Consider the following 14,578-nt stretch of genomic DNA (forward strand, 5'->3'; position numbering starts at 1 on the left):
ATTAATCGTTAGAGCAAAGTATATAAATGATTATGCCATATCTAAGTGCATGACTCCTATGCTTGTGTAGCATCGAATCTTATTGCCTTAACACTCAGTCTATGTAAGAAAAAAGTGTAAAGTATCTAGTGAAATAAGGTCGCTTAGGCTGCTAGCAAATTCATAGGATATTGGATTTTAGTCGTTCATAGGCGTCATGAAGCTGTAAGGCCTGGCTATTGTTGCCACCTTTGTCTGGATGGTGAATATGCAACATTTTTCGATACTGCTGTTTAAGTTGTTGTGCTGAATAGGGCGCCTTTATTTTCATTAAATCAAGGGCTTGTTGCATGGGCATGATGTTGCCGTGAATTTGACTAGGAAGGCCAGCTAAAGCCGACCAAAAACTGTCGAGCAAAACTTCTACTTGCCCTTGGTCGGTATCATTGAGGTGTGTCCAATCGAGATAATAGGCGCGAAGTTTGTCTTGGGTGATTAATCCACTTTGTCCAGCCTTCCAAGGACTGTGACGAATGCAACTGCAGTGAATCTGCAATAACCCAGTTTTATTTCGAAGCCAAGTACCTTGTAACTGATACAAAGCATTAAACAGGATGAAATGGCTCTGGAATAACGATAATGGATGCTGCAAGGCATCGGTGTTAAACATTTTATAAGGTGGTGATTGTAAACATTTAAACAGCTCGTATTCCGACAAACCATCACTATGGGCTAATAAAATACTCTGTAATATGGGTTGCAGTGGCGCCCAGTCGTTAGGAATGTGTGGCATACAAAGTCACTGTATCATTTAAAGCAATTTAACATATAGAGCCGCTGTGGTGATGTCGAGCAATTAACAATACTCTGGGCTTAGCTATTTTAAAGGTGTAATAGATTTATTAATAAATTCTGCCTGTATATCCTCGAGTCTGCGGCCACGGGTATCGATGCCACTTTTAAGTAACACAAAGGCAAATATCAGTAATGGAATCGCAATTAGTAAGGCTGCAAAAGACAAGTTGTTAAAGGTACCAAAAATGCCTAATATTGCGCCTAAGATCCCTCCAAACTTGGAACTTGCTGCTATCATGCCTGTACCCGAACCACGTAGATGAACCGGATAAATTTCAGCTGCGTAAGGAATTAACATGGCAATGACCCCGCTAGAACTCACTAATAAACAAGCTGTGGCCATAATGATAGATTGGCTAGAAAACAGACCTAATAGTTCAAACAGCCAGTACAGCATTAAACTAACGGCAGTCAAAGCCACAAATAAAGCTAATGTTTTAACACTACTCCAGTGATGATATAACCAAATCACAAGTACTATTCCTGGTAGCGCGAACAAGCCAGACTGGGCCAAAAGTGAGTTAGTATTTTCGGCACTCATTCCCATTTCACGTAGGTTAGTTGGCAGCCATAATAAAAAGCCAAAGTTGACTACTCCCCACACTATGCCAACACCTAATAAGCCTATAGTGATATTTGAATAGGTACTCATTATGGTATGTAAAAAACCGTTGTTTTGAGTTTCCTTCTCAGGAACAGCGTCTTGGTTGTTGTTATCCATTTGACCGTTATATTGAGCCAATATTGCCCGTGCTTCTTTACGTAAACCGGCGTTCGCTAAAAAGCGCGGCGACTCAGGGATATAACGATTAAGCACAATCACCGCTATACCTGTTGGTAAACCTAACATCCACAAAATGCGCCAGCTAAATAAGGGTTCTAAAATAGCCGCCGCTCCCGAAGCGACTAAATAACCCGCTGCAGTACCGAGGCCACCTAACGCCACTAATAACCAACCACGGTGACGAGCTGGGATCATCTCTGCCATTAGAGTAAAGGTGATGGGCAACAAACCTCCAGCTGATAGACCCATGAGAAAACACATGGCTAGGTTCCATTCAAAACTCGGCATGGCGCCACAAATGGAGGTACCAATAAACATCAATGCAGACAATAAAATAGCGGCGCGTCGACCTAATTTATCAGCCATTCTCCCCCATAAAATGGAACCCAAAGCCGTACCCGTTAAGGCAACAAGGGCCAAAGTCCCCACTGTTTCAGCACTTATTTGGTATTCGGCGACCATACCCGGCATTACAAAGCCTAACGTGGCGGGTTTCATGACATCTACAACCACTGCGACCAATAGTGCTATAACGAGTTTACTATGTTGCCAATTCAGTGGACTGTGGTCTGCCACATGAAAATGAATTGCCTCTGTACAGTTATTTTGTCGTAGCAAATCTAATCTTGGCATTAAACCATAACAAGAAAATAATAGCCCAACAGGGATCAATGCCATGCCAATTATCATTGTCATATCCATAGGCATCCCCGCCATGTGGTAACCCATATGTGAGGCATGCACAAACATAGGAATATGCGACAAGACACCCAAGGTAATTAGAAGGCAACCAACCCAAAAGGCACTTGGGTGATGAAATGAATATGTTTTAATTTGCACTAATAAAAAGTCCTAGGGGCTAGCGTTATAGCAAAGGTTATAGATACCTAATATTGATATTTTAAACAAGTAAAATCCCCCAGCCTATAATTAATTCAAGGGGTAACAGCCGTGTCAGTTGTTCTAATCTTGAGTTAAAAATATACAAATTTTGCTCTTGTAATTATTCTTGGGCGAGCTAATATCAAGATTACATTTTGAGGATATCATGTTCATCATTAGCCAAATTAACATTATAAAGAGTAACCTACTCACCTTACCAAATTAAGCCGAGCGTAGTCCTTACGCTCGGCTAGTGTCCCCTGTTTTTTTCATTTTTATTAGTAATTTGTTCGGTTGGAGAGTTAGCCGTGCTTACGCGTATTTTCAGGTCTTGCAAAACCTTAATTTGTCCTTCTGATTCGATACTTCAAGACGCGGGATATCGAATCTTATTAGATCCTATGGCTCTGGGGGAATTACTGGATCGTCTTGAATTCTGTGGGAGTCAAAGCGCCAGTATTGAAAACCGTGTTCGGATTGGAAGTACTGTACTAATTAGAAATGAAGCTACTTTGGAATATTTGACCTTGCGGATAGTGAAAGACCAAAAAGCGTATCCGTCTAAAGGCATAGTGTCGTTTACGTCAGTCATTGGCTTCGCGTTATTAGGGCTACGTTGTGGCGAAATGGCCCATGTGAAAACAGCAAAAGGCGAGCTGCAGTGGCTACTTTTTTCCGTAAGTCACAATGGGGCTGCGGTCGTTAAATAAAATTTTATACAGTAACAAAAGAAGGGTACAGCCTTGGAGTAATCAATCTTTGAAGAGTATTTATACAGTTAAACGTATTTCATTTTTTTGAAGGAAGATATCTCATGTACACAGAGAAAGATAAGAAAAAGCCACAACACTCCTTAAAAGAAAAACAAAAATAGCCTATATCGCAAAAGGGCTCATATGAGCCCCTTTTTTTTAACAAAAAATAAGAGTGAAATTATGGAAAAGCAACCCGATATTATTATTTCAAAAGCCGACTTAATGGAATTAGAAAATCAATTAGAACGTTCTAAATTACCTATCGAGTTTATTTGTGCCCTAGAGCAAGAGTTAGATCGCGCCACAATCGTTTCTTCTAAAGACCTGCCAGAAGATGTAGTAGCCTTAGGCAGCCAGGTTACATTTAAAATTTTGGACACTCAAAAAACTTTCACCAAAACCTTATGTTTACCCGCAGACACCATCAAGTTTGACGACAGTATCTCTGTGTTTGCCCCTATAGGCGCTGCGTTAATTGGTTTACAAACAGGTCAGTGTATTAAATGGCAAACCCAGCGAGGGCTGCAATCAGTGGAAATAGTCAATGTGAAAGGGAAAGTGCAGTAATTGTGACCAAGTTTAAAGCTATTCATGAAGAACCTATTTGTAGGAGCCAGCGACACGACTACAGAGTTTGGGGAAGTCGGCAACTTAAGTACTTGGGATAAATATTACGGAGGGGGGCGTCGCGTCGTCGATGCTATTTTGAACTAGGAGTCGTTTAATTTGAGTGGGGGATAATGGGCAATATTAGCCTGACGATTATCTAAATAAAAATGGCGGAATCGCTGAAATAAGTGCGATTTCCGCCTTTGTTATGTACGCCCAAATTTAACACTGGAACCGACTCAAAATTCTGGCGTTACGGTTGTTTCAATAGTCGAGCTTCAAAAAAGGTAAGCATCTCTTGGTTATATTCCACCGCTTGATTACCAGTTGAGCCTATATGCACTCCTTTTTTGATAAATCCGCCGGTGGCAGCATAAGTAAATAATTCTTTTGCTGTTAAGGACGGGTCCATTTTTCCGCTTCTAGGATCGAAATATTGGCCATCTTTATTGATATATAAAGTATGAAATTTTACCACTGATGTTGCGTCAGCAATTTCAGTCGGATCAACGCCTTCTCTGTCGAAAGCATGTAGTGCATTTGGAAACATCATTATCTGGGCATCATTGCCACCAGACTGCAATGCCTGTACCGCGCCTTGGCATTTTATAGGCGAAACCCAATCATCAGCGTCACCATGCAAGACAAGGAGGGATGCGCCTTTAGCTAGTTGCGGGCGGCTAAATTGCACGCCACACCAAGGATACCCCGCAACAACTGTGTTAATTCCGTTTCCGTCACCTAGTACTACTTCGCTAAGTGGCGCTGCGATTGCCATCATTACCGCGGTACCGCCTCTACTTCCTCCGGTTGCACCAATACGTGTTGAGTCTATCCCTGCAGAGTGACGCAACTTTTGTACAGCAGCAAGCACATCATAAGTGCTAGCTGCAAAACTCATTTGACCTTGGTCACCAATAGTATCGGTAATGCCTCTGCCATAAAAAGGGTCAATTAATAGGGCGGCAATCCCAGCGGAGCTTAGCGTGACGGCTTGATGAATATGGTGAGGCCCTATGTTGCCACTTCCTGGGTTGATGATCACTGCTGGCACAGAGGGAGAGGACGCGTTCTTTGGCATAAATAACTGAGCGCTTAATTCTACTGCTGAGCCAAGTTTACCATTAATAATATTGGCGTAATCCGCAGGGGAGTGACTGGTAAATGTAACCATAGTGCCACTTATGCCATTGATTAATCTAAGTGGCTCAGTGGCAAACGTCTTACTATCCACTTGTGGTACTTTTACGGTATCCGCGAAAGTTGTCCAGCTCGTTGCTAACAGGATAAACAATACTGCAAACTGCCGTAACAGTGGTCTAAAAATAGGCTCGTCCTGGTTTAACAAAGTTCGGTGTTTCATGATTTTTTCCTACTGTTGTATTCTATTTATTAAGTGAAGTAGCGATTGAATTGAGCGAGTGTTTAACAAGCATGAAATCCTGCTTTATGGGCAGAATCGCGAGCCTTTTTTGCAACGAATCAGTTGGTTCGGTACAGGTTTCACACTGGCCATTTGTTCAATTCGCATTTTTTGTAATGTGCTTACCAATTCAGGATGATCTTTTGCAATGTCATACTTCTCGCTAGGATCAGCATTTAGATCGTAAAGAATCGGGGATTCATATTCGATGACTTGTGGATTTCCGTAAGCTTCTTTAAACAGGAAGTGGGCTTTAAATTGACCTTTTCGAACAGCATAAATTTGGTTTCCTCGATAATAAAAATACTCATTACGTATGCCAGTTTTTCCTTTCAACAAGGTGTCTGATAAATCATAGGCATCGGAATTTTCTGAGGCTTTTCCACCGGCTATACTCACAAGAGTGGGTAATAAATCGATTGTTGAACCTATATCATGTACCAATTCAGGTTTGATATGACCCGGCCACCAGAAAAATCCAGGGACCCGTAGGCCTCCTTCAAAAGTTTCATTTTTTCCGCCTCGAAATAGTCCTGCACTGCCACCCATTGTTTCAAATAATAACCACGGACCATTATCAGAACTGAATACCACTAGGGTGTTTTCTGCAATGCTTTGCTCACGCAGAGTCTCTAATACTTGGCCAACTGACCAATCAAGCTCTTCCATCACATCACCGTATAATCCTTGTGTACTGCGACCGGTAAATTCTTCAGAAGCAAAAAGTGGCACGTGAGGCATGGCATGAGCTAAATAAAGAAAAAAGGGGTGTTGTTTATTTTCCTTGATAAAGGTTGTTGCTTTGTCGGTATAACGTTTTGTTAACTCATGCTGATTTGGTCCATATTCCAATACTGTTTCATCCTGCATCAAGGGCACTTTAAAATATTCTGGTTTGGGCTCTGTCCATTGTTTGCCTTTACTCCAGTTAGCTAAACTCCAATCGTCACCATTTAACTTTTTGATCAAGCCCCAATCTTGGTTCATATCATTGGAGTAAGGTACACCAAACCAACTATCAAAACCGTGATGTGTAGGCAGTGACTCAGGCATATGTCCCAAATGCCATTTACCCACCATAGCAGTTTTATAACCCTTGGCTTTTAACGCTTCAGCAATGGTCAATTCGCTATCTGGTATACCACCAAGTGAATCTTCACGAAAAACGTTTCGATAGGGAGCGGAAGACGCCAAACCAGCTCTGATAGGATATTTCCCCAACATTAATCCCGCACGGCTAGGTGTACAAACAGGTGCTGCAACATAAAAATTGGTCCACTTCTGTCCTTCAGCCGCCATTTTGTCAAGGTTGGGAGTTTTAATTGTCGGGTGACCATTGTTACTCATGTCCCCATATCCCATATCATCGGCAAATATAATGATAATATTTGGTGGCGTCATTTTTTCGATTTCTGTCGAGTAAATGTTGCTTGTGTAAGCAATAGCTAACCAAAAGATGGCACGAGAAATTAGAGTTAAATTCAGTTTTTTCATTATGATAGTGTTCCAGTTAACTTCACTTTGTAGCCGTAACAAATTGATTTGGCCTTTACAGTAATAGTTTTACGATTATTTCAGCTTGCCAATAATAAAGGCCAATACACACACTTCTTTGGATAATGAAGTCAATTTGTAGCATCTTTTGGGTTCGGGATGCTTAATTCATTCATTGTTGACTTGGGGCTGAGGTCGGCAATCACTTCACTCACTACTTTAGATGTCGGTACTTGAAGTGACGCACTCAGTACAACCTCATTCACCGATTTAGCTAAATGAAACTGGTAGCGTCCCTTATCGACTATCCATGCTCTTCGCCTTGGACTAAAAGATGCCAGTTCATTTTTATTGACTGACAACCTCAGTGTTTGGCTTTCCCCTGGCTGTAATACTTTGGTTTTAGCAAAGTCTTTTAGTTCTTTTTTCGGTTTGGGCAGGTTGCCTCTTGGAGCTGAAACATATAGCTGGACAACTTGTTGACCAGCGCTTCTACCGGTATTAGTTACGGTAACTGGAAAAGTTATGTTATCAGCGTTTTGCAGTGATTTTCCAGCATGTGCACTGCTGAAAGCAAATGTGCTATAGGACAAACCAAAACCGAATGGGTAAGCGACATCGACTTCAAAGGTATCAAAATAACGATACCCTACAAAAATCCCTTCTTGGTAGAGTACTTCTGATGGTTTACCCCAATCTAGCCCTGCTACTATTAAAGATTCACCATTTGGGTCTTCAATTCCAGGGAAGTTATTCTGAGCAGCAGAGGGCACATCATCATAGTTAATCGGGAAGGTTGAGGGTAACTTACCTGAAGGATTAACTTTCCCCGTCAACACATCGGCTAACGCATTGCCTGCTTCTTGCCCACCTTGCCAAGGAAGAATGATGGCATCAACTTGGTCGCGCCAACTGACGGTTTCTATCACATTTCCAATATTTAACACCACCACTACCTTTTTCCCACTTTCATGGTAAGACTCAGATACTTGTTTTATCATGTTCTTTTCTGCTTGGGTCAAATAGAAGTCGCCTTCTAAGGCGCGGTCTTCAAACTCTCCTGAATTACGGCCTATTGTAATCAGACCCATATCAGTAGTAGCCACAACTTTATCAACGAGCGCTTGTTCGAGGGGCATCTCAGGTAGCATCTTTTCTAAGGCAAAGAAAAACGCTTTTTTAGGTCGTTTCTTTTCTTCAATAACACGATGTTCTACATAGCGCTCACTCAGTGCCTTATGAATATTAATACCGGTATTCTCTAAGCCTTCCACAAGTGATACGGTATAGGCTTCATTGACATCACCGCTACCTGAACCACCAGCAAAAAAAGCATAAGAGCCCGTACCAAAAGCACCAACATGCCGAATGTTGTTAGCTAGTGGTAAGGTATTGTGGTTATTCTTTAATAAAATAGTGCCTTGGGCCGCGACACTTCGCGCAATTTCTGCGTGGGCCTTTAAGTCAGGGGCATTAGAGTATTGATAATCATTTTGGGTGGGAGACTTTAATAACATGCTTAGAATCCGGCGTACGTTGATATCGATTTGTGATTCTAGTATCTCCCCATTTTTTATAGAACTTCTAAGTTGTTCAGTACGTTTTTCTACCCCAGGCATCAATAGATCGTTGCCAGCCTTAAGTTGTGCCGCTGGGTTTTTGCCAGCAAACCAGTCTGTCATCACCACACCCTCGTATTGCCACTCCTCCCTGAGTACTTCAGTCAATAATTTTTGATTTTCAGAAGCTAATGTTCCATTTACCGCATTGTACGAGCTCATTATTGCCCAAGGGTGAGATTTGTTGATGGCGATTTCAAAGCCCTTAAGATACAGCTCTCTTAACGCTCGCTCGCTGACCAATGTGTCTACTGTCATTCGATTTGTTTCTTGATTGTTAGCAGTAAAATGTTTGATTGTAGCCCCAACACCGTTCGACTCAATACCATTGACCATGGCGGCTGCCATTGATCCTGAGAGCAATGGATCTTCAGAGTAGTATTCAAAGTTGCGACCCGCTAAGGGGTTGCGATGAAGGTTCATACCTGGCGCCAACAAAACATCCACGCCGTATTCTTTGACCTCATTTCCCATGGCCTGTCCGACTTGTGTTACTGCCGCTGTATCCCAAGTAGATGCGGCAATGGTGGCGATAGGAAACGCGGTAGCATAATAAGTACGCTCTTCGCCCTCCCGTTTTGGCCAAATACGCAAACCCGCTGGTCCATCTGCAAGAGCGATTGATTTTAACCCTTGGAGTAATAATGGAGCAGTGTACCCTGCCGTACCTGGAACACGGTCGATAGCACCTAACTTTTTACCATCAAGTGAAAACCCCATGCCACTGACAATGGCCACTTTGTCCTCTATCGACATGTTAGCCAAAATCGAGTCTACGGCTTGTGTATCAACAGTGAGGTCATTCATAGGGTTTGCAACTGATTTAGGTTTTACTTCTGCGCTATCACATGCGGTAAAAAATGCAGAGGTAAAAACCATAAGCAGAATGTGATTTATTTTTAGCATAACTTGGGTCCTTCAATTAATTTACTTAATGGGGTTGAATCCATAAACGTTGCGATTTAGTTATTCAGTGCATTAATGAGGAAAATTAAATTACACGTCTATTCTCCTCATTTGACGAATGTTAAAAAGCACCAAAACGATAAGTAAACTCGACTCCCATATAACGTTGATAATCACGGGTCAGGTACATGCTAGTGTTTGAAGGATCGAGAAAACCTGGACTTAATTGAGAAACAAAGTTGTCATCTAGGGCATTTTTTGCAAACAAAGCAGCTGTCCATTGGCCATCATCCGCCTGAATTCCAAGGGTGAAATCCAGTACCCCGTAACTTGGCAATATCAGATCTGGTGACTGATTTTGATTGGTTTGCGCTTCATCTCTCCAGCGATAGTTTGCGCTGATAAACATATCCATATTCCCTTCAAGGTAGATGTCATATTTTGCAGATAAAGTGAGTTTAGTATTAGGTGAGTTAGGTACATCACCTCCATTAATATCTTGAAACCCTGAATTACAGCCATCTTCTTGCGTTTGACCAAAATAGCACTGTACCCCCAAAAACTCTCCGTAGGTGGCATCTATAAAGGCTATGCCTCCATTTATCAGTAACTCGGGTATTGGTTTCGCTGTAAATTCTACTTCTAATCCTTTGGTGATGACCTCCCCAGCACTGGTTAAAGAGAATGTGATGGTTTGTGGGTCATATGCTTGCCCTTGGAAGTGTTCAAAAGTGGTGTGGAAACCAGTGAATGACAAGCGTAAGCGGCGGTCAAGTAATTCTGAACGAATACCTGCTTCCCAGGCTTTGTTTGTTTCCGCCGGGATAGGTGTTGTACTACTTTCAGTACTAGAAAAAATCAAATCAAAAGCGGGGGCCTTATAGCCCTCAGCATAACTACCAAAAATCATGCTGTTTTTGTTTAAGTTATAAGCAAGGGAGAAACGCCCGGTTACAGCACTGTCAGTGGTGTCACTGGAAAAATCAGCCGCAGCTCCTGGTAAACCTGGCATACCGGGAAAAGGACCTGTCAGAACTGCATCACCGCGGGCGAAATCAATTTCAATTTCATCATGGGTATAGCGTAACCCTAATGATGCCGTTAGATCGTCAGTAATTCCCCATTCAGCTTGGCTAAATAGCGCATAGTTAGTGGTATCTACTATGGAATCAAAACTATTAAATCCAATGCCCGAGCCAGCAGCAGAACAAGCTTCTGTGCCAATTTCTGCATCATAAGGGTCAGCACAACGCATCACCTCCCGTTCAAAGTATCGCTCAATGGATTGCTCCCAATAGAAAGCCCCCATTGTTATGAAAATATCGTCAGTTAATTGACCTGCTATACGCAACTCTTCGGAAAACTGTGATTGTTCTTGATTACCGCCACCCGACGCGCCATTTTTAGTAAACAATACATGACCGGTTACAGGAGTGGTATAGGGATTGAGATCTGCATCTTCAGCTGATTCAAGTGTGAAACCGCGAAATGCAGAGATGGATGTCAAAGTGAAATCACCGAAGTTATGATTATATTCGGCCGAAATACCACTGGTTTCAGTATTAGAATAAACTGGGCTGCCCAATTTAACCTTATTATTTTCTGGGCCAAGATCAATATCAGCATAATCTTCGCCATACTGCAGAAAATCAAAAAAGGAATCGCGATTAACGTCCTTCAGTATCGTTGTACAACAATCGCGGTCTTGTTTTGAATAATCACCAATTAACAATAAGTTGCCGTCACTGCCCACATCAAGCTCAAGCTTACCGCGGAAACCTTTACTGTTGTCACCGTTGATGGTTTCACCTGTGGTGACATTTTCAACAAAACCGTCAAAGTCCCGTGAATAGAAAGCTAGTCGTCCGCGAACACCATCACTTAATGGTCCGGTCACTTGTCCCATGATGCCATATGCATTGTCATCGGATAAGGTCAAACGGGTTTCACCAAAAAAGAATTCTTCAGGTCGTTTTGTGTACACGCTTATTACACCACCCGATGCGTTTTTACCGAATAAGGTACCTTGGGGCCCTCGAAGAATCTCAACGCGATCAATGTCCGCTAAATCAGATAAAAACTGTACTGTTCGCCCTAAAGGCACACCGTCTATGACTGTACTTACTGTAGGCTCGACTGCTGTTTGAAATGCGGTTGTACCTATTCCCCGAATGTTTACACCTGAACCACGCATGTCACCTGATTGGTTGAAAGTTACTGATGGACTTATCTGTACTAAATCCTGAAACTCGGTTGCTTGAGCTGCCTCTAGTGTTTCACCAGAAACAGACGTAACAGCAACCGGCACTTCTAAAAATCCTTGGACACGTTTTTGTGCTGTTACTTCGATAACTTCCAACATGATGTTATCTTTGGAATTTTCATTCTGTTGTTGCGCAAATACTTGTAATGGCGATATCAAGCCTAAAGCAATCAGTAAAGCGTTTGCCAGTGGGCGTTTCTTAATCATTAGTGTGTTTCCTCAAATCAATAATTTGTAGTGTTAGAGCTTAGGTAAATTATTTTTTCATTATGTTAACTATCCATTAACAATAGCAGTAAGTCTTGATTGTTACAATCGTTGTCTTTTGGGTTTATTAATGTCGTAATAAGATAAATTGTTTAAAAACAATGATTTGGTTATTTTTGGTATATTGATTGTTATTATTTCTATCTATAAGTGCTATCGTTGTCTTTTGTTTTGATGAGCGATAGGTTCCTATTCGTAAGTTAATATATAATAAGAGTCGCGGGTCCCAATAAACGGTAAACGGAAAATGAAAGAAGAAAAAAACAGTACCATTCATGATGTAGCGAGATTGGCTAACGTTTCGATTAAGACAGTGTCCAGAATTCTAAATAATGATCCCCGAGTTCGTGAAACGAATGTTGTGAAGGTAAATAAGGCAATTAAGGACCTAGATTACAAAATAGATTTTAATGCACGACGTTTGCGGACCAAACAATCATATCTTATTGCAGTACTTTACTTTGATTACAGAGGAAATTTTTATTCGAATATGGTTATCGGAGGCGCTATATCTGCATGTGATGAACTTGGATATGATGTGCTCATTCGTCCACTTAAGTTTAGCGGAGAAAATCTTATGCCGAGTGTTGTGCATATGATCGAACGTTCAAATCCAGATGGCTTTATTTTAATACCTCCTTTGGGTGAAAATCAGGAACTCTTGGAACTATTCAATAGGAAAAATATTCCTATAATTCGTATTTCTCCGAGAGATATTAGTGGTAATGATTTGGTCCATTGTGATGAAGTGACTGCAACACAAAAAGCTATCCAATATCTTATTTCACATGGTCATACCGAAATTGGTTTTATCAGTTATTTGGTAGGGCACGCAGCGGGAAGTTGGCGCTATGAAGGATATAAAAAAGCCTTAGCAGAAGCGGGTATTGAAGAAAGATCTGAGTTGGTTGAACAGCACGCCTATCAACCCAATATAGTAGAACATGCAGCACGACGGTTATTGAAGTTGCCAAAGCCTCCCACCGCTATATTCACCATTAATGATGCCAGTGCTTCAATAGTTTACCGTGTGGCTTCTCAGCTTAATAAAAAAATTCCTTATGACCTATCTGTGATGGGATTTGATGACGACCCGTTAGCAGAATATTTGTGGCCACCATTATCAACAGTAAAACAACCAGTGACAGAGTTAGGTTATGAAGCTGCAAAATTACTTATTAGAAAATTCATTCAAAAAGAAGACGTCACTGAGATTGTTAAACCTAAATGTGAATTATTAATTAGAAACTCTTGTGGACCTTTGAACACGTAAAGGTTTATTTCTGAGCACTTTACCCAGTAACCTAATGGTTTTAGGTAATATCTTTGCGTTTATTAAGGACTAAAAATGTTTCCATAATATCAATATCATTAAAATAATATTGTAGTGAGTATCTATAAATATACGCTGGTTTTTACATCAGAAGTCACTCAGATGTTATACATTTCTTCAGGCGCAATCTTCAGTTCCGCTATTCACTAGACATTTAAAATTGAGTCCAATTCACCACAACAGTCAGGTGAATTGTTTATCTCTACTTTTCTACTAATTCAAAACTCTGATACTTATCAATACATAATGATGCTTGGTAGTTGCTGGAATTATTGGGTTTAATATTGATGCGGAGAATGTATCTAAGCCGTATTCAAATTAGATAGGGGATACCAAAGACACCATAGGTGTATGGGGAGAAAAGCTGTGCAAGTGACTTTTATAGATGCTGACATACCTGAGCCAGGCAAGCTGCAAGAAGTGGCCCCGGGTATATTTTGGTTGCGTATGCCATTACCCTTTGATCTTGACCATATCAATCTTTACCTACTTGAAGATAATCAAAATGGACAAGAGGGCTACGCATTAATTGATACTGGCATTGGCACTCAAAAAACACAGGCACTTTGGGATGTGTTGCTCGATACCTTAGGAAAACCTATCACTAAAGTCATAGTGACACATCTACATCCAGATCATATTGGCATGGCTGGGTACTTAGTGGAGAAGTTTCGCATTCCATTCTATATGAGCCAAGTGGAGTATTTTACCGCTCGAGCTCTATCTGCCGGTGCTCGCGGAGCCTCCGATTGGCAAGATGACGAGTATTTAGTGCGCTGTGGTATGTCAGAAGAGTATGTCAGCAATGCCAAGAAAAATCGTAAAGAAGGTCAAGGAGTAGGGCAAGTCATTCGGCCGATTCCATTACAATTTTATCGTTTGCAAGCTGGTGATACTTTGCGAGTTGGGGAGCATGATTGGCAAGTGTATATTGGTCGAGGTCATTCACCAGAACATGTTTGTTTATTTAATGCTGACACTAATATATTCATTTCTGGGGATCACGTTCTGCCAGGCATTTCGCCAAATATTGGCGTGTATAGCACTGAACCTAACGCTAATTCACTGAAGTTGTATTTAGATACTTTGCCACAATTTACTCAGTTGCCAGAAGATTGTTTAGTTTTACCTTCTCACAGGCAACCATTTTATGGTTTACATACCCGAGTCAACGAGCTGATTAGCCATCATCATGCTCATTTGCACAATCTCAGAACTTTTTGTGAGCAAGGCAAAACCATAGAGCAATGTTTGCCTGTTTTGTTCAAGCGTAAACTGAGTTCAAAAAATATATTTTTTGCGATTGCTGAAGCATTTTCCCACCTCAATTATCTATATTTTGCAGGTGAATGTAGTCGCGAAATCAATGCCAAGGGGCAATTTGTTTTCACCTTAAAATAAAGGTTTAA

Annotated in this window: 10 protein-coding genes; 4 read left to right on the plus strand and 6 right to left on the minus strand. The window is 41.2% G+C overall.

What is annotated here, in order from left to right; translation table 11 throughout:
* Nucleotides 1-160: 160 nt before the first annotated feature.
* Both AAC000_RS17290 and AAC000_RS17295 read right to left on the minus strand, forming a co-directional pair.
* A complete protein-coding gene (locus AAC000_RS17290) occupies nucleotides 161-772 on the minus strand; it encodes a DNA-J related domain-containing protein (RefSeq protein ID WP_339724402.1) in 612 nt (203 codons plus the stop codon).
* Between the two features lie 84 nt (nucleotides 773-856).
* Complete coding sequence (locus tag AAC000_RS17295) at nucleotides 857-2,458, minus strand: MFS transporter (RefSeq protein WP_339724403.1); 1,602 nt, start codon at nucleotides 2,456-2,458, stop codon at nucleotides 857-859.
* Between the two features lie 350 nt (nucleotides 2,459-2,808).
* Between AAC000_RS17295 and AAC000_RS17300 the strand changes: the two genes are divergently transcribed.
* Nucleotides 2,809-3,210: a GreA/GreB family elongation factor gene (locus tag AAC000_RS17300; protein ID WP_339724404.1), complete on the plus strand. Its 402-nt coding sequence runs from the start codon at nucleotides 2,809-2,811 to the stop codon at nucleotides 3,208-3,210.
* Between the two features lie 225 nt (nucleotides 3,211-3,435).
* Nucleotides 3,436-3,822 (plus strand): GreA/GreB family elongation factor, encoded by a 387-nt coding sequence (locus AAC000_RS17305; RefSeq protein ID WP_339724406.1) that lies wholly within the window; start codon nucleotides 3,436-3,438, stop codon nucleotides 3,820-3,822.
* A 295-nt stretch (nucleotides 3,823-4,117) separates the two neighbouring features.
* On the opposite strand, the gene AAC000_RS17310 is transcribed toward AAC000_RS17305, so the two are convergent.
* The 4 genes from AAC000_RS17310 to AAC000_RS17325 form a co-directional block, all read right to left on the minus strand.
* The gene (locus AAC000_RS17310; protein WP_339724408.1) at nucleotides 4,118-5,227 is read right to left on the minus strand and encodes a prolyl oligopeptidase family serine peptidase; all 1,110 of its coding nucleotides are present in this window, start codon (nucleotides 5,225-5,227) and stop codon (nucleotides 4,118-4,120) included.
* Between the two features lie 84 nt (nucleotides 5,228-5,311).
* Nucleotides 5,312-6,781 (minus strand): sulfatase, encoded by a 1,470-nt coding sequence (locus AAC000_RS17315; RefSeq protein WP_339724410.1) that lies wholly within the window; start codon nucleotides 6,779-6,781, stop codon nucleotides 5,312-5,314.
* A gap of 131 nt (nucleotides 6,782-6,912) precedes the next feature.
* Nucleotides 6,913-9,306, minus strand: coding sequence for a glycoside hydrolase family 3 N-terminal domain-containing protein (locus tag AAC000_RS17320; RefSeq protein WP_339724412.1), 2,394 nt, complete (start codon nucleotides 9,304-9,306; stop codon nucleotides 6,913-6,915).
* A gap of 121 nt (nucleotides 9,307-9,427) precedes the next feature.
* On the minus strand, nucleotides 9,428-11,776 hold the full coding sequence (locus tag AAC000_RS17325; protein WP_339724413.1) for a TonB-dependent receptor: 2,349 nt from the start codon (nucleotides 11,774-11,776) through the stop codon (nucleotides 9,428-9,430).
* A gap of 307 nt (nucleotides 11,777-12,083) precedes the next feature.
* On the opposite strand from AAC000_RS17325, the gene AAC000_RS17330 reads away from it, so the two are divergent.
* Together AAC000_RS17330 and AAC000_RS17335 are read left to right on the plus strand one after the other, a co-directional pair.
* A complete protein-coding gene (locus AAC000_RS17330; RefSeq protein WP_339724414.1) occupies nucleotides 12,084-13,109 on the plus strand; it encodes a LacI family DNA-binding transcriptional regulator in 1,026 nt (341 codons plus the stop codon).
* A gap of 426 nt (nucleotides 13,110-13,535) precedes the next feature.
* A complete protein-coding gene (locus AAC000_RS17335) occupies nucleotides 13,536-14,570 on the plus strand; it encodes an MBL fold metallo-hydrolase (protein WP_339724416.1) in 1,035 nt (344 codons plus the stop codon).
* The last annotated feature ends 8 nt before the right edge of the window (nucleotides 14,571-14,578 follow it).

The sequence above is a fragment of the uncultured Paraglaciecola sp. genome, from assembly GCF_963977085.1.
Taxonomy (GTDB): Bacteria; Pseudomonadota; Gammaproteobacteria; order Enterobacterales; family Alteromonadaceae; genus Paraglaciecola.

What these genes read in the sequence shown, in the direction of transcription:
- AAC000_RS17290 (WP_339724402.1), bottom strand. Translation starts at nt 772, where the DNA reads ATGCCACACATTCCTAACGACTGGGCGCCACTGCAACCCATATTACAG.
- AAC000_RS17305 (WP_339724406.1), top strand. Translation starts at nt 3,436, where the DNA reads ATGGAAAAGCAACCCGATATTATTATTTCAAAAGCCGACTTAATGGAA.
- AAC000_RS17310 (WP_339724408.1), bottom strand. Translation starts at nt 5,227, where the DNA reads ATGAAACACCGAACTTTGTTAAACCAGGACGAGCCTATTTTTAGACCA.
- AAC000_RS17315 (WP_339724410.1), bottom strand. Translation starts at nt 6,781, where the DNA reads ATGAAAAAACTGAATTTAACTCTAATTTCTCGTGCCATCTTTTGGTTA.
- AAC000_RS17320 (WP_339724412.1), bottom strand. Translation starts at nt 9,306, where the DNA reads ATGCTAAAAATAAATCACATTCTGCTTATGGTTTTTACCTCTGCATTT.
- AAC000_RS17325 (WP_339724413.1), bottom strand. Translation starts at nt 11,776, where the DNA reads ATGATTAAGAAACGCCCACTGGCAAACGCTTTACTGATTGCTTTAGGC.
- AAC000_RS17330 (WP_339724414.1), top strand. Translation starts at nt 12,084, where the DNA reads ATGAAAGAAGAAAAAAACAGTACCATTCATGATGTAGCGAGATTGGCT.